The following is a 15687-nucleotide window of genomic DNA, read 5'->3' as shown; positions in this document are numbered from 1 at the left end:
GGCTTCTGCAAAATATGCAGAAGCCTTCGATTATTTCATTATACTAACTGATTTTCCGGATCGATAATTTCAAGTTCACGAAGTTTTTCTTCGGTAACTTTTCCAGCATTCCATCCGCGTACTTGATAGTACTCTCCAAGCATAATATCCATTCGGCTAACTTCACCAGAACTATTTCCAGAGGCCGGCTCCTCAGTAAATCGTTTTGGCAGATAATCATCTTCTTCCTTATCGAAACCTGCTAAGTTATTATAGTAACGCTCAAGATTATAGATTCTTTCTCCTGCCTTCATCACATCATCTGCTGTCATTGGAATACCAGTCATCGCGCTATACTGCTCAGCGTAATGTTCGGCGTTTTCAGAGAAGGATGAAAACTTACAAATATTCATAGAATCAGAGAACGCAAGCATATCTTGGAATATTTTTAATAATTCACCTTTACCTTCTGGCTTTAGGCGATCTGTTGGTTCTGGAATACCGGCAATTTCACTCGCAACGGTATATCCACGTAAATGGCAGGCTCCACGGTTACTTGTTGCATAACCAAGCCCAATACCTTGAATTCCACGTGGATCATAGGCAGGAATCGACTGACCCTTTACAGACATAGAAAGTTCAGCTGCACCCCAAGAAGCTGTTGCTTTTGCAGGACCTTCTGCAAGAATGCCGCCAAAGCCTTCACGGTATGCAATTTTCTTTGTTAATTCAATCATGGAATCGGCATCGCCCCAAATAAGCTCTTCAGTAATCAAGCCTTTTTCATAAGCTTCCATTGTTACGGAGAAGCAATGGCCAAGCTCAATGGTATCGAGCCCATACTCATTACATTGGTCAATTAGATAAGAAATGGCTTTGGCATCACTTAATAAACAGTTTGAGCCAAGTGACCATGAAGATTCGAATTCAAAGCTTTCTACTCTAGTTTTGTACTTTCCATCCTTTACTTCAACCTCAATTTTGCAGCCTACAGGACAAGCATGGCAAGTATTATTCTTAACTAGTAAATGCTCGTTGACATATTCACCACTATGCTTTTCTGCTTCATCCCAATGAGTGAACTGAGAGTTCTTGGTTGGCAGTGCACCAACTTCATTGATAATGTTGGTTAAAACGTTCGTTCCATATACAGAAAGACCGCCTTTATTCGGTGCTGTTAAGCCGCCGTCAAGAATTGCCTTTACTGCTTTTTTGTTCGCCTCTTTATATTCAGGTTCTAATTTAGGCTGTGGCATATTACCTTTTTGAGGTGCCTTAATTACAACCGCTTTCAATTTTTTATAGCCCGCAACAGCAGCAGTTCCCCCACGTCCAGCTGCGCGATCATGTTCATTAATAAAGGATGCGAACTTAACTGTGTTTTCGCCTGCTTGACCAATCGTCATGACACTAAGGTCTTGTTCGCCATACTTTGCTTGCATCGTTTTAACAGTTTCTCTTGTTCCTTTGCCCCAAAGTTCTGAAGCATCATGCAGTTCAGCCTTACCGTCTTCAATATAAAGATAAACAGGCTTATCGCTTTTACCTGTAAGAATGATATTATCTACGCCTGCCCATTTTAAGCGCGCTGCAGTCCATCCACCCATATGAGAATCAGTAACCGTACCTGTTAATGGAGATTTTGTCACAACACAAAGACGTCCACTCATGGATGAACGTGAGCCCGTTACAGGTCCTGTCATGATACATAGAATGTTTTCCGGAGATAATGGCTCTACTTCTGGACCGTTATCAAGTACATACTTAACTCCAAGCCCGCGGCCGCCAATGTACTTTTTTGCATCCTCTTCGTTAATAGGTCTGTAACTAATCGTACCCGCTGTTAAATCAACTACTACTTCTTTGTTTTTAAAACCGCCTAAGTTCAAAGTTTCTCCCTCTCTTTCATTAATAAATTGAAGCTAATCTCCCATTTATATTTAAAAATATGAATAGGATATTCCTCTCAAAATTAATAAATAAACCTAATTTCTATTATACAATTATTTTTGTATATTTAATATTTAAACTTTTCTAAAAATGGATTAAAATTAACATAAATCACGTCACTCGTTACTATGTACTACTAATCTAGAAAAGAGGATGATAGATGGACGATTTAGAACGGTACTCAAGGCAAATTCTTTTTTCAGGTATTGGGAAAGAGGGACAGTTAAAATTGCTGAAAAGCAAGGTAGCGATTGTCGGTGTCGGTGCACTGGGGACGGTATGTGCCAATCATTTGGTTCGATCGGGAGTTGGATGCATAAGGTTAATTGATAGAGATGTAGTTGACCTTTCCAATTTGCAGCGTCAATCACTTTTTAACGAGGAAGATGTAAATTTGAATCTTCCAAAGGCAGTTGCGGCGGAGAAGAGATTGAACACTATTAATTCTGCTGTTACGATAGATGCAGTAATCACAGATTTAAATCTAGATAATGCTGAAGATTTATTAGCAGGATTCGATTGTATTGTGGATGGAACAGATAATTTTATGACCCGCTACTTGATCAATGATGTTGCGGTTAAGAATGGAATTCCTTGGGTTCATGGCGCTGCAGTTAGTTCAAGAGGAATGTTTGCCGTCATTAAACCAGGTATAACACCGTGTTACCGCTGTCTATTTCCGCATGTGCCAACTGGCAGGGGCGAAACCTGTGACACGATTGGAGTTCTGTCTCCAATAACGGATATCATCGGTTCCTTTCAAGCAATGGAGGCAATAAAACTATTAGTTGGAGCCGCAACAAGTTCTAACCTTGAACAAATTGATATTTGGGATACTTCCCTATTTTCTATGGATATAAGTAATGGGAAAAATCCACAATGTCCAACTTGTGTAAACCATCAGTTTGACTTTCTCGATCGCTCATCCTCTATACAGGAGTCTTATAGTTCTCTTTGCGGGAGAGATACCGTGCAAATCTATTTTAGAGAAAAGCATGAACGAGACTTAGTAAAACTCAGTGAGCATTTAAAAAGGAGTGGAAAAGTCACCGGTAACCAATTTTTACTTCGTTTTTCTCCTGATTCAGAAACGTCTATTGTCGTATTCAAAGATGGCCGTGTACTAATACATGGCACAAACGATATTGTAAAAGCAAAATCACTTTATTCAAAATATATAGGAAACTAAAAGGTGTGTTTTTCTTTTTGAAAAACACACCTTTTATTCCTATGAGATGATTTTTTCTATGACTAATCTTTTTCCTGTATTTAAGGTGAATTCGAAGCGATCATTTACTTTTTCAAAATAACAAAAATGATGCTGCACATTACAGATTTGTTCTTGGTTATCAAAAACAATGAAGTTTACCCCATCCTTACGATTATCATCTGATAAGAAAGACAGGTGATTGTAACAATAGATACAATCATAAATAGAAAAATCTAACGAGTTTAATGTCGTGACAAATTGAAAAAAGGCATCATCATTCATTCCCTCTAAAAGTCTTTCCAAAGAGTATATTAAATGCTTCCTTATCCTAACTAAATCATGGTCACGAAGCATGATGATTTCATTTCCACTTCGTATCTTTCCAGATTCAATTAAAATTCCTTTCTTCCATCGATTAACGCGAAATATTTCAATCTCTTGCTGAAGATAGTCATCCAACATCGCTGCTTCTTCTGTTTCTTCATCAAAAAAGATCCATTGATCACTTATCTGTTCAACTGCTCCTTCGTTATAGGCCCTCAGCTGAAAATCCAATAGTTTAATTCTCTGTTGTCGATTCATGTTTAACCTCCGTGCCTAATACTTTCATTTTTCTTTGTAGACATCTTTGTGAGATTTTATAACTTGTTTATCTTTAATTTGGACAATTTACCAAATAAATTGGGCTGAATAGAATAAAAGCATGTAATGATATCCAGTGTCAGTTACTGGAGAGAGGAGCTTTATATGTGCGGAGTTTCAGGATGGGTTGATTTTACAAAAGATTTAAGAAGTAAAAAAGATACGATTGAAAAAATGACAAAAACTCTTGCCAAAAGAGGACCAGATGAAACAAACCTCTGGGTTCAAACACATGCTGGGTTTGGTCATAAGCGTCTGATTGTTGTTGACCCTGAAGGGGGAAGACAGCCAATGACTAAACAAAAAGATGGTATACAATATACAATTTGTTACAATGGGGAGTTGTACAATACCGAAGATATCCGCAAAATTCTCCTTACTAAAGGATATTCTTTTAAAGGTCATTCTGATACAGAAGTTCTGTTAACTGCCTATATAGAATGGGCGGAAGAATGCGTAAATTATTTAAATGGTATCTATGCCTTTGCCATTTGGGATCAAAAGAGAGAACAATTGTTTATTGGTCGCGACCGATTGGGAGTTAAACCATTGTTTTATACGGAATTAAATAACGGGATTGTTTTTGCTTCAGAAATTAAGGCAATACTAGCCAATCCTGGGATGAAAACAGAACTGGAATATGAGGGGCTTGCAGAAATTTTTGGATTAGGACCCTCCAGAATCCCTGGCTCCGGTATCTTTAAAGGGATTAAGGAATTAAGACCAGCACATGCCTTGACCTTTTCTAAAAATGGCTTAAAGATCTGGCGCTACTGGAATGTTAAGAGCGATGTGCATAAAGATAATGTAGAAGAAACCGCTGAGAAGGTACGCTATCTTGTAACAGATGCTGTAACGAGGCAGCTTGTATCCGATGTTCCACTTTCTACCTTCCTATCAGGCGGGCTTGATTCAAGCATTATCACAGCCATTGCTGCACAAGGATTTAAAGACCAAGGTAAAGGTCAGCTTCATACGTATTCGATCGACTATGAAGGAAACGATCAGTTTTTTAAAGCAAACGAATTTCAACCAAATGCGGATGAGAAATGGATAAATATTGTGACAAAAGAGTTTGATACAAAGCACCATTATAAAATCATTTCTCAGGAACAATTAGTGAAAGACTTAACAGAAGCGGTTCATGTTCGTGATTTTCCTGGCATGGCTGACGTCGATTCTTCCTTACTTTGGTTTTGTAAGGAAATAAAAAAGGACTTTGTCGTAAGTCTTTCAGGAGAATGTGCGGATGAGATTTTTGGAGGTTATCCATGGTTTCACCGCAAGGAAGATTTAGAGAGACCTAGCTTTCCTTGGATGCGTTCTGTTAAGGAAAGAAATAATTTGTTAAGAGCAGATTGGCAGCAAAAGTTGAAATTAAACGATTATGTGATAGAAAAGTACAACCAAGCCATCCAAGAAACACCTAGATTGGATGGAGAAAGCCCCGAAGAAGCAAAACGGAGAGAACTTTTTTATATTAATATGACACATTTTATGACAACGCTGCTTGATCGAAAAGATAGAATGAGTATGGGTGCAAGTTTAGAAGTTAGAGTACCATTTTCCGATCATCGTCTCGTAGAATATGTCTGGAACATTCCATGGGATATCAAAATGGTTCATGGCAGGGAAAAGGGGATTTTAAGAAAAGCATTTGAAGGAGTTCTTCCTGAGGAAGTGCTCTATCGTAAGAAAAGCCCGTATCCAAAAACACATAATCCTGAATATACACGAGCCGTTCAAAAGCAGATGAAGGAAATATTAACAGATAAATCTTCTCCGCTCTTTGAATTATTCAATCGTGATTTACTAAATGAGCTCGTTGACTCAGGAGGAAACTCATTTAAAGAACCGTGGTTTGGTCAATTGATGTCAGGACCACAGCTATTAGCCTATTTTATTCAACTGGATATTTGGTTTAAAGATTATAATATTAACATAGTAAATGCCTAGACGTTTATAGTTGGATTCACACCATTATTAGATTAGAATGAGTGTATGGAAGGGGATTGAACATGAAAAAAACCTTGATTACACTCATTTTATTTTGTATTTTTATTATTTCATCAGTACCGGCTTATGCAGAAACAGAAAGGGACAACCGAGAATGGCAGGATGAAACTGTTTATTCCATTATGGTTGACCGTTTTTTTAATGCCAATACGAAAAATGATCTGGATGTTAATACGCTAGATCCGTTAGCCTATAATGGCGGCGATTTTCAGGGAGTCATTAAAAAGTTGGATTATTTAAAAGAGATGGGTTTCACAGCAATCCGACTTACATCGATATTTGATAATACTGCAGGCGGGTACCATGGTTATTGGGTAAACGACTTTTATAAAACTGACGAACATTTTGGCTCTCTTAAAACATTCAAGAAACTTGTTCAGGAAGCACATAAACGTGATATCAAGGTAATCATTGATTTTGTAACCAATAATGTTTCTGCAGAGCACCCATGGGTAAAAGAAGCAACAAAGCAAAATTGGTTTAATGAGAAAACCGAAACGAGTAACTTGAATGCTTTGCCGGATCTTAATCAGGACAACCCTGAGGTAAAAGCTTATTTATTGGATGCTGCTAAATGGTGGATAAATGAATTCGATATAGACGGATATAGTCTTCCAGAGGTAAATCAAGTACCAGAGTCTTTTTGGAGTGATTTTTCAAAAGAGGTAAAAGCGGAAAAAGAAAACTTTTTTCTATTAGGGATCACCTCTCCAAACAGTCAAGTTGATTTTGAAAAATATGAAAATGCTGGTATCGACAGCATTACAAACTATCAGCATAGTAAAGATTTACGGAATGTCTTTGCTGCTACCAATCAATCTTTTAAGGAATTGAATGATAATAAGGTGCAAAAACCTGAGTTACAGCCACAATTTTTTGATAATGAACTGACTACTAGATTTACAAGCGATATCGTAAAGAATAAACATTTTCCAGGGGCTCGCTGGAAGACAGCATTGACCTATACTTATTCTACTCCTGGAATACCGGTAGTCTTTTATGGCAGTGAAATTGCCTTAAACGGTGGCGAAATACCCGATAATCAGCAGCCAATGAATTTTCGAACAGAAAAAGAACTGATTGAATATATGACTAAGCTTGGAGAAGTTAGAAATCAGCTTCCTTCTTTGACTAGAGGAAGTATGGAGATGCTTTATGAGAAAGATGGAATGGCTGTTTATAAACGTGTTTACCAAGATGAAACAGCGATTATTGCCATTAATAATACAAGTCAATCTCAAAACGTTACGTTAAATAATGAACAGGTTGAAGGTGGAAAAGAACTGCGTGGAATGCTCAATGGAGACCTAGTCCGCAGTAATGATGATAACCAATATGATCTCATTATTGACCGTGATGAAGCTGAAATATATGTGTTAGCAAATAAGAGCGGAATTAATCTAACACTTATAGGATCACTAGTGGTAGTCTACATCTTGTTCACCATTTTCATTATAAAAGTAAGAAAAAGAGGAAAAGAATAAACGAAAAAAATGCGATGGAAACATCGCATTTTTTTGTGAGTTCTTATCCATTAATGATTTTTCCACCGTTAACGTGGAGGATTTGTCCACTTACATAGGATGAATCATCTGATGCAAGATACACATAGCTTGGAGCTAACTCATAGGGTTGACCGGCTCTGCCCATTGGGGTATCTGTTCCAAAGGTAGAGACTTGATCTTCCGAGAATGTTGAAGGAATAAGCGGTGTCCAAATCGGACCTGGTGCAACACCATTGACTCGAATTCCTTGTGGTGCAAGGGATTTTGACAAGGAGCGAGTGAAGGTAACAATTGCTCCTTTTGTTGCTGAGTAATCCAGTAATTGTTCATTTCCAGCATAAGCAGTGATAGAAGTGGTATTGATTATAGATGCACCTTGTTTCAAGTGTGGCAATACCATTTTAGACATATAAAAATAGGAGAAGATATTGGTCCTAAACGTTTTTTCAAGCTGTGCTGAGGTTATATCTAACAGGCTTTTCTGCGGATGCTGCTCTGCTGCATTATTAACTAAAACATCAATCTTTCCAAATTGATTGATCACATTATTAACCGTTTCCTTACAAAAATCTTCATTACCTACATCACCGGGATAGAGCAGACACTTTTGACCTTCTGCCTCAACGAGTTGCTTTGTTTCTTCTGCATCCTGATGTTCCTCCAAATAAACAATCGCTACATCTGCACCTTCTTTGGCAAAATAAATAGCAACAGATTTACCAATACCACTATCTCCACCAGTAATAATGGCAGTTTTCCCGGCAAGTTTTCCAGCACTTTTATAATTTTGATCAACTGAAACAGGACGAGGGTTCATCTCACTTTCAATTCCTGGTTGATGGTTTTGATGTTGTGGGGGGAAAGCCTTCTTTTGCTGCTGTTGATTGTTGTTGGTCATATTTTCTACCTCCAAGGTTAGTTACCATTATAGTTTGAGGAATACGAGCGAAAATATTAGCAAATAAAAAAGGAGAAGAGGAATTTTCCTTTTCTCCTTGAGAAATTGATTAACGATAGTTAATAAATTGCACATCAACCGTAAGGTCTGCTTCACGAACTAATGATATAATCTTTTGTAAATCATCACGGTTTTTGCCGCTAACTCTGACTTGATCATCTTGTATTTGGCTTTTCACCTTTAGACCGCTATTTTTAATAATGGTGTTAATTTTTTTTGCATTTTCTTTATCGATCCCTTGAACTAGCTTTGCTCTTTGACGAACTGTCCCGCCAGATGCTTTTTCCATTTTTCCATAATCAAGATTCTTAACAGGAACACCCCTCTTAATTAACCTGCCAAGCAAGACGTCTTTTAGTTGGTCCATTTTAAATTCATCATCTGAAACTAGAACAAGATCTTCTTTATCTAGTGTAACCTCACTTTTGCTGCCTTTAAAATCATAACGTGTTTTTATTTCCTTCATCGTTGCAGTAATTGCATTTGTGACTTCGGTAAATTCCACTTTGGATACAATATCAAATGATTCATCTTTGGCCATAGTAATAATACCTCCAATATTTTTAATAACGGTATGTAATCCTGTTAAAGTTTCCCTTTATGGCTTCATTATAGTAAAATATAGCAGTTCAAACAACCCTATGGAAAACGATAGGAAAGAAAAGGTGAGTTAACATGTCTTTACAAGAACTTATAGGTCAAACAGTTACCTTAACGGTAGCACGAAAAGCAGAATTCGGCTATTTTTTAACAGATGGAAATGAAGATGTATTGTTGCATATAAATGAGGCTGACCGAGAATACCAGGAAGATGAATCGGTTGAGGTTTTCCTTTATGTTGATTCAGAAGGCAGGACGTCCGCTTCTACAACTATACCTGAAGTAGCGATTGGCAAATATGCATGGCTTAAAGTAGTTGATTCCAACCCTAATGTCGGCGTGTTTTTAGATATTGGGATAAAAAAGGATTTATTATTAGGAATTGACGATCTCCCTGTTCATAAATCTGTCTGGCCTAAGGCAGGCGATTTGGTCTATGTTACCTTAAGAGTGAATAACAATTTTCTTTTATATGCGAAGCTTGCAACGGACCCTATCATAGAATCTATTTCAACAAAGGCAACGAGGAAAGATTTTAACAAAAATATTCAGGGGCATATTTATCGGACTGCAAAGGTAGGCAGCTGGATTTATACCATTGAAGGTTTTAAAGGCTTTATACATGAGTCTCAAAGACAAGAAGAGCCGCGGTTAGGACAAATGATAGAAGGACGGATTGTTGACGTTAAGGAAGACGGGACAGTAAATATTTCGTTACTTCCGAGAAAACAGGATGCACAGGACCTTGAGGCTGAACGAATTTTTGAGTATTTAATGAGCAGAAATGGTGCTATGCCATTTAATGACAAAAGCATGCCTGAGGATATTCAAGAACGATTTCAGTTAAGTAAAGGAGCATTTAAGCGTGCTCTTGGAAAACTGATGAAAGAAGGCAGAGTGTATCAAGAAGGCAGCTGGACATATGTAAAGAAAGATTAACTTTTTCCTACATACTCTTTTTTAAATTGACAACACTAATGTTGAAAGCATTTTGAAAGGGGTATGAGTTATGCCGCATACATCAGATAATGATAAAAAAGCACAAGATAATAATGCTTTAAGACATGAGAAGAATATGATGCGTGAAAAAAATCGTCAAGCTGGGAAAAATCAATACTCGAAAAAAACAGATCATAAATAAAAAATAAGCGGGGAATTTCTCCCGCTTATTTTTCTTATGATGGCTGTTTATTTAAAAAGAAAATGGCAATTGCACCAGGTCCGGTATGGGCTCCAACAGCTGAACCAATCGAGGAAGTAAAAATACCCTTGGGATGTAATTCTTCCAGAATTAATGTTTTTACTTCTTCTAACGTTTCCTCGGTATCAGCATGGCTGATTCCAATTATTTGGTTACTAAAGTTTTCACCACGTTCTTTCATCAGTTCAACTATACGACGGTAAACCTTCTTTTTTCCCCGTATTTTTTCAATCGGAATAAGTTTTCCATCTTCAACATTCAAGATAGGCTTGATATTTAATAATCCCCCCAAGAAAGCTGATGCTTTTGAAACACGGCCGCCCTTGGCTAAATAATCTAAGTCCTCTACCGTAAAGAGTTGTTCCATATGTTGACTTCGGAATAGCACATCATTAAGTATTTCTTCCTTTGAGACATTTTCGGCTGCAAGCCTTGCTGCTTCTTTCACGACAAGACCAAAACCAAGAGAAGCACATTTTGTATCGACAATCGTTAAATTAAAGTTTGGATATTTTTCCTTTACTTGGTCAAGAATCATAACAGATGTCTGATATGTACCAGATAATGCCGAAGAGAAAGCAATATATATTCCAACTTCATTATTTTCAGCCATTTTTGTAAAGACTTCCTCAAATAATAAAGGAGAAACTTGAGATGTTTTAGGAACATCGCCGCCGCGAATGGCGTCATAAACAGTTTTAGGATCAATCGTTTTAACATCCTCGTATTCTTGTCCATTTACCTGCACTTTAAGTGGGAATAATGTGACGTTATGTTCAGGGTAAAAGTCCTTTGGTAAATCGCATGCGCTGTCAGCTAGTATTTTTACCGGCATGAAGCTCACCTGCTTTCAAGCTATTATAGTTAGTTTCAGTTTATCGGTTTCACCTCAAAAATACAATTATCTGCTTAGAAATAGTAACTTAAAAATTGAAGGAGATGGTGCTTTTGTTATGGCAACAAATCAAAAAAACAACAATTGTAATTGTGGGTGCATTCCTAAATGCCCTGGCAATAAATTTATTTTTAATTCCGGCAAATGTTTATTCTAGCGGATTTACAGGAATTGCACAATTGTTATCAAAAGTCTTAAGTGAACAAACCCCATTAAATATTTCAATGGGATTTTTATTACTATTGCTAAATATACCAGTAGCTATTTTAGGTTGGTTAAAGGTAGGTAAATCCTTTACCATTTATAGTTTTTTGAGTGTGGCTTTATCATCACTATTCTTAGAATTAATTCCCATTACACAAGTTTCAAAAGATATTCTTCTTAATGCCGTATTTGGCGGGGTAATATTAGCGGTTGGAGTTGGGCTTACATTAAAATGGGGGGCATCAACTGGAGGCTTAGATATTATTGCCATGGTTTTATCTAGGATGAAAGATAAACCAATTGGCAGTTATATGTTTATTTTAAATGCATTTATTATTATTACGGCTGGCTTTTTATATGGATGGGAAAAAGCTCTTTATACAATTGTTTCCTTGTATGCTTCAACACGGGTGGTGGATGCCATCCATACGAGACATGCAAAACTTACTGCCATGGTCATTACGAAAAAGGCTGATGAGCTAAAGGCGGCAATCCATTCACAGTTAGTTAGAGGTATTACAATGATTCCTGCAAAAGGTGCTTTTTCCAATGAACCCAGAGATATGCTGATGATTGTTATTACCCGTTATGAGTTATATGATTTGGAACGAATCCTTGCTGAGGTTGATCCAAATGCCTTTACGAATATCATTCAGACAACAGGGATTTACGGGTTCTTTAGACGAGAATAAGGTGGGGATGAAGTGTGAGAGGTGTATTATGTGTGATCTTGTTTCTTTTTCCGTTTAGTTTAAAAGGAGAAGCTAATTTTAGTGGAAATAATCGTCAATTTCAATTTTCAGTTATTCCGAATGCTGGGTCTGAAGAGGTTGAATTTGAAATTCTTATCAAAAATCAAGGGGATTATCCACTGAGTTTGGAGTTTCCTAGCTCACAGTATTTTGAAATATCTGTTACAGACCAATCTGGGCTTGAGGTATACCGATATTCAAAAGGACGCTTCTTTTTACAGGCACTGCAAACTGTTAAAATTGACCCACATCAAACCTTTCGAAAAATAGAAAGTTGGAATTACCAAGCAAATGGAAAAAGAGTACCTGCGGGGCAATATACTGTTACTGCAACTCTTTTATCAAGAAAACTAAATGACCAGCCATTAAGTAACAAACAAAGAGTAGTCAGCAAGATAAATTTTAATCTGCCAGCAGAAAATCCTGTTATTCGGAATGTGAAGGTAGAAGGCGATAAGGGCAATTATTTGATTACTGGAGAGACCAAGGGAGCTGATGGAATTTATTATAATGTAGAGGATGGACATATAGAATATATTACAGAAAAGCCTATTAGAACAACTGGGAGCCAGGATTGGGAACACTTCAAAATTGAAGTTCACATCCCAAGAGAAAAACTGCCTGATAAAGGCTCGTTAATTTTCAATGTTTATGAGCGAAGCGGGGAAGAACAAATTAGAAATACCTATCCGGTAATTTTAGAACAATTTAATTAAAAAGGCATTTGAAGGCCTTCATGATACCCCTGTTAAAATGAAAAGCTGGCACGCTTCATACGTGCCAGCTTTTTCGATTATTTCAATTGTTCAAGCTCATTTTGCATTTCTTGGAGCTGACTTTGTTCTGCGACTGTTGAATTAGCGAATGCAGAACTTAATGCATTTTTCGCTTTCGAAACCACAGAATTACGTTCAGCAGGGTCGGCTGACTTCGCCATCTCAACAAATCTTCTAGCTTCTTGGAACAACTGGTTTCCCATCGTTATATTCCTCCAAGCGAGGATTCACGCACATTGGACATTTTCTGGGCTTCCGCTTCAGCGTAGGTCATGTGGTAAGGAATACGTTCATCGTGCTTACTGACAGTATCCACTCCTTGCTGGACAAAGCGTTTTGATTTGTTTCGTTTACCCATTGCAATCCCTCCAATTTGGTGAGCTTGGTGTGAAACAGTGTTAACTGCCTCACAAAAATAGTATGCTCAAATCAAAGTTTTTCATTTAGGTAAACAATGGTGGACAACGATCATTTATTTTAAATTTAACAAATCTGACAAATATACACCAATACCGTCTTCCTCATTCGAAAGGGTCACTTCATTTGCAATCGTTTTGACCTGATCAATCGCATTCCCCATCGCAATACCATGACCTGCATATTCAAGCATTTCTAAGTCATTATCTTCATCACCAAACGCAATAATTCTTTCAGGTGGAATGTTGAAGTATTCCGAAGCCTTTTTTAAGCCAACAGCCTTGCTTAATCCAGTTTTAATAATTTCAATAACATGCCATGGTGCTGCCCAACTTCGATGATCAATGACTTCAGCGTGGACATCTGATAAATGCTTGCGTATCTGCTTTAATTCATCTTCCTCGGTATGAATTAACAAACTTGTCGGTGAGTCTTTCAAGAAATTCCGTAAATCACCAGTGGTTATTTTGGGATTTCCCATTCCAAAGATATCTAATAGTTTTTCGTCATGATAATGGAAATAAACATCATCAATTACTTCTGCAATAATATTGTGGAAATGAAAGGAACGGCAAGCCTCAACAATCTCTTTCGCTACTTTTACGTCTAGAGGGTCATGAAAAAATCCCCAACTAGAATCGAGTGGGTGATGCATGAAGGCACCATTGAAATTTACAATGGGCGTATCAAGCTTAAGTTCATGGTAATATGGTTCGCTCGAACGATAGGGTCTTCCTGTTGCAATCATTACCACATGTCCTTCGTCTCTTGCTTTACTTAGAACATTTTTTGTTTTTTCTGATATGGTTTTATCATCTTTTAATAAAGTTCCATCCAAGTCCAATGCGATTAAATGTTTTTCTGCCATATTGACTCCTTCATTAATTGTTTTTTTATTCAATAAGTCTAAGCTTTAGATTATTAGCAAACGAAATGTTACACTACAACTATGAATTTTCTTTTCATGTTTGAAAAACAAACTTGTATAAGTACTATGTTAACAATTTTATACCTTACCTGTAAAAAAATTAACTTCATAAGAATTTGATATCCGATATAATTAATTTGCCCAGGGGGTTCTTCCTAAGTGATTATCGTAGAAAAAAGTTTGCTGAAAAAAAGTCCTCATCTACATATAGTAAATAAAAGTGACCAACAAAAGAAACTTCCGCTGATCATTTTTAACCATGGATTTACCAGTGCAAAGGAGCATAACCTTCATTACGCCTATTTATTAGCGGAGAAGGGATTTCGGATCATCCTGCCAGAGGCGATATACCATGGTGAAAGAGAGCAGGGTTTAAACGAGACTGCACTATACAAACATTTTTGGGAAATTGTCATTAAGACAATCCATGAATTAAACGATTATAAGGAATACTATGTGAATGAGGGCTTAGTAGACCAGGAGCAAATTGGACTTGCTGGAACTTCAATGGGTGGTATGGTGACCTTGGGTGCTTTGACTAAATATAAATGGGTTAAAGCAGCAGTCAGCCTAATGGGAATGCCTGCTTATGAGAAATATTTACATTGGCAATTAGAACAAATGCAAAGCCTTGGTTTGACTCTTTCTTTTACGGATGAACAGATTGAAGAACAATTATCATTCCTTCGTCAATATGATTTAAGTCTTCAACCAGAAAAGCTTGAGAATAGGCCATTATTATTTTGGCATGGAATAAAAGATCCAATCGTACCCTATCACTTAACGTACCAATTTTATCAATCGATAAAGGATGATTATCAGAAAACACCAGCTAATATTCGCTTTATAAGTGATGCACAAGCTGATCACAAAGTTAGCAGAGAAGGTTTAAAAGCCACTGTTGAATGGTTTGAGAAACATTTATTAAAATAAAAGGAGTGTTTTAAAATGAATGAAGAGTTAAAAGAAAATATCATGGGTGCCTTAGAATTGGTAATAGATCCTGAATTAGGTGTAGATATTGTAAATTTAGGTTTAGTATATGATGCTGAGATGGATGATGAAGGGAACGTAACGATTACGATGACGTTAACTTCAATGGGCTGCCCGCTTGCAGGAACAATAGTAGATCAAGTAAAAAGAGCGTTAGCGGATATTCCAGAAATAAAAGAGGTTGAGGTTAATATCGTGTTTAACCCGCCATGGAACAAGGAAATGATGTCCCGATATGCAAAAATCGCATTAGGAATTCGATGAGGAACTGAGAAAGATGAAGAACAAAGTGATTTTAGTGAGTTCAAATCAACTCGGTCGGGGTGACCAAGTCCTTGGTGAAAACATTCTTGAAACCTATTTTACATTATTGAAACAAAGAGAAGAGCTGCCTGACGCTGTATTTTGTATGAACAGTGGTGTGCTAACAATGACTGATGAATCCCTCGTTTCGGTTCATTTAAAAGAGATGGAAGAAAAAGGTGTATCAATTTTAGCATGTAAAACCTGCGTTGACCATTACAAAGTAGATGAAAAAATCACTGTAGGAAAAATTAGCGGCATGGCTGATTTTATTGAGTTATCAGCTAAATATGAAGTAATAACCATATCTTAAAACAGCAGAATTTTCTGCTGTTTTTATATTTGGTCTTCACAAAAA

At 37.0% G+C, this 15687-nt stretch carries 18 protein-coding genes; 10 read left to right on the top strand and 8 right to left on the bottom strand.

The annotated features are described in order from the left end of the window. Nucleotides 1-38 precede the first annotated feature (38 nt). The gene (locus QUG14_RS11730) at nt 39-1868 is read right to left on the bottom strand and encodes an aldehyde ferredoxin oxidoreductase family protein (protein ID WP_289340714.1); all 1830 of its coding nucleotides are present in this window, start codon (nt 1866-1868) and stop codon (nt 39-41) included. Between the two features lie 221 nt (nt 1869-2089). On the opposite strand from QUG14_RS11730, the gene QUG14_RS11725 reads away from it, so the two are divergent. After that, nucleotides 2090-3118, top strand: coding sequence for a ThiF family adenylyltransferase (locus QUG14_RS11725; protein ID WP_289340713.1), 1029 nt, complete (start codon nt 2090-2092; stop codon nt 3116-3118). Between the two features lie 39 nt (nt 3119-3157). Here QUG14_RS11725 and QUG14_RS11720 read toward each other — a convergent pair whose 3' ends face one another. Continuing rightward, nucleotides 3158-3721 (bottom strand): DUF2777 domain-containing protein, encoded by a 564-nt coding sequence (locus QUG14_RS11720; RefSeq protein ID WP_289340712.1) that lies wholly within the window; start codon nt 3719-3721, stop codon nt 3158-3160. A gap of 165 nt (nt 3722-3886) precedes the next feature. Here QUG14_RS11720 and asnB point away from each other — a divergent pair, with 165 nt between their 5' ends. Both asnB and QUG14_RS11710 read left to right on the top strand, forming a co-directional pair. Further along, nucleotides 3887-5737, top strand: coding sequence for an asparagine synthase (glutamine-hydrolyzing) (gene asnB / locus QUG14_RS11715; protein ID WP_289340711.1), 1851 nt, complete (start codon nt 3887-3889; stop codon nt 5735-5737). Between the two features lie 62 nt (nt 5738-5799). Continuing rightward, entirely contained in the window at nt 5800-7281 is a 1482-nt protein-coding gene (locus QUG14_RS11710; RefSeq protein WP_289340710.1) for an alpha-amylase family glycosyl hydrolase, read from the top strand. Between the two features lie 43 nt (nt 7282-7324). On the opposite strand, the gene QUG14_RS11705 is transcribed toward QUG14_RS11710, so the two are convergent. Both QUG14_RS11705 and QUG14_RS11700 read right to left on the bottom strand, forming a co-directional pair. Beyond that, nucleotides 7325-8200 carry an SDR family oxidoreductase gene (locus tag QUG14_RS11705; RefSeq protein WP_289340709.1) on the bottom strand — a complete coding sequence of 292 codons (876 nt, stop codon included), beginning with the start codon at nt 8198-8200 and terminating at the stop codon, nt 7325-7327. 109 nt (nt 8201-8309) lie between these two features. Continuing rightward, nucleotides 8310-8801 (bottom strand): YajQ family cyclic di-GMP-binding protein, encoded by a 492-nt coding sequence (locus QUG14_RS11700; protein ID WP_289340708.1) that lies wholly within the window; start codon nt 8799-8801, stop codon nt 8310-8312. Nucleotides 8802-8935: 134 nt separating this feature from the next. Here QUG14_RS11700 and QUG14_RS11695 point away from each other — a divergent pair, with 134 nt between their 5' ends. Both QUG14_RS11695 and QUG14_RS11690 read left to right on the top strand, forming a co-directional pair. Next, nucleotides 8936-9799, top strand: coding sequence for a CvfB family protein (locus QUG14_RS11695; RefSeq protein WP_289340707.1), 864 nt, complete (start codon nt 8936-8938; stop codon nt 9797-9799). Between the two features lie 70 nt (nt 9800-9869). Continuing rightward, nucleotides 9870-10001 (top strand): DUF3941 domain-containing protein, encoded by a 132-nt coding sequence (locus QUG14_RS11690; protein WP_081810752.1) that lies wholly within the window; start codon nt 9870-9872, stop codon nt 9999-10001. A gap of 34 nt (nt 10002-10035) precedes the next feature. Here the strand turns inward: QUG14_RS11690 and QUG14_RS11685 are convergent, their stop codons facing one another. Then, nucleotides 10036-10896: a DegV family protein gene (locus QUG14_RS11685; RefSeq protein WP_289340706.1), complete on the bottom strand. Its 861-nt coding sequence runs from the start codon at nt 10894-10896 to the stop codon at nt 10036-10038. 104 nt (nt 10897-11000) lie between these two features. Between QUG14_RS11685 and QUG14_RS11680 the strand changes: the two genes are divergently transcribed. Next, on the top strand, nt 11001-11852 hold the full coding sequence (locus tag QUG14_RS11680) for a YitT family protein (protein ID WP_289340704.1): 852 nt from the start codon (nt 11001-11003) through the stop codon (nt 11850-11852). A gap of 14 nt (nt 11853-11866) precedes the next feature. After that, a complete protein-coding gene (locus tag QUG14_RS11675; RefSeq protein WP_289340703.1) occupies nt 11867-12628 on the top strand; it encodes a BsuPI-related putative proteinase inhibitor in 762 nt (253 codons plus the stop codon). Nucleotides 12629-12705: 77 nt separating this feature from the next. Here QUG14_RS11675 and QUG14_RS11670 read toward each other — a convergent pair whose 3' ends face one another. From QUG14_RS11670 to QUG14_RS11660, 3 genes are all read right to left on the bottom strand, one after another. Further along, nucleotides 12706-12891, bottom strand: coding sequence for a DUF3813 domain-containing protein (locus QUG14_RS11670; protein ID WP_289340702.1), 186 nt, complete (start codon nt 12889-12891; stop codon nt 12706-12708). A 2-nt stretch (nt 12892-12893) separates the two neighbouring features. After that, nucleotides 12894-13046 carry a hypothetical protein gene (locus QUG14_RS11665; RefSeq protein WP_179597737.1) on the bottom strand — a complete coding sequence of 51 codons (153 nt, stop codon included), beginning with the start codon at nt 13044-13046 and terminating at the stop codon, nt 12894-12896. Nucleotides 13047-13160: 114 nt separating this feature from the next. After that, a complete protein-coding gene (locus tag QUG14_RS11660) occupies nt 13161-13973 on the bottom strand; it encodes a Cof-type HAD-IIB family hydrolase (protein ID WP_289340701.1) in 813 nt (270 codons plus the stop codon). Nucleotides 13974-14192: 219 nt separating this feature from the next. On the opposite strand from QUG14_RS11660, the gene QUG14_RS11655 reads away from it, so the two are divergent. Genes QUG14_RS11655 through QUG14_RS11645 form a run of 3 tightly spaced genes read left to right on the top strand, consistent with a single transcriptional unit; the run spans nt 14193 to nt 15642 of the window. Beyond that, nucleotides 14193-14966 carry an alpha/beta fold hydrolase gene (locus QUG14_RS11655; protein WP_289340700.1) on the top strand — a complete coding sequence of 258 codons (774 nt, stop codon included), beginning with the start codon at nt 14193-14195 and terminating at the stop codon, nt 14964-14966. Between the two features lie 15 nt (nt 14967-14981). Beyond that, complete coding sequence (locus QUG14_RS11650) at nt 14982-15290, top strand: metal-sulfur cluster assembly factor (protein ID WP_045519778.1); 309 nt, start codon at nt 14982-14984, stop codon at nt 15288-15290. A gap of 13 nt (nt 15291-15303) precedes the next feature. Next, a complete protein-coding gene (locus tag QUG14_RS11645; protein WP_289340699.1) occupies nt 15304-15642 on the top strand; it encodes a DsrE family protein in 339 nt (112 codons plus the stop codon). Nucleotides 15643-15687 lie beyond the last annotated feature (45 nt).

The sequence above is a fragment of the Neobacillus sp. CF12 genome, from assembly GCF_030348765.1.
Lineage (GTDB): Bacteria > Bacillota > Bacilli > Bacillales > Cytobacillaceae > Neobacillus.
Note: the sequence above shows the minus strand (reverse complement) of the source record. Positions and strands in the feature narration are given on the sequence as shown.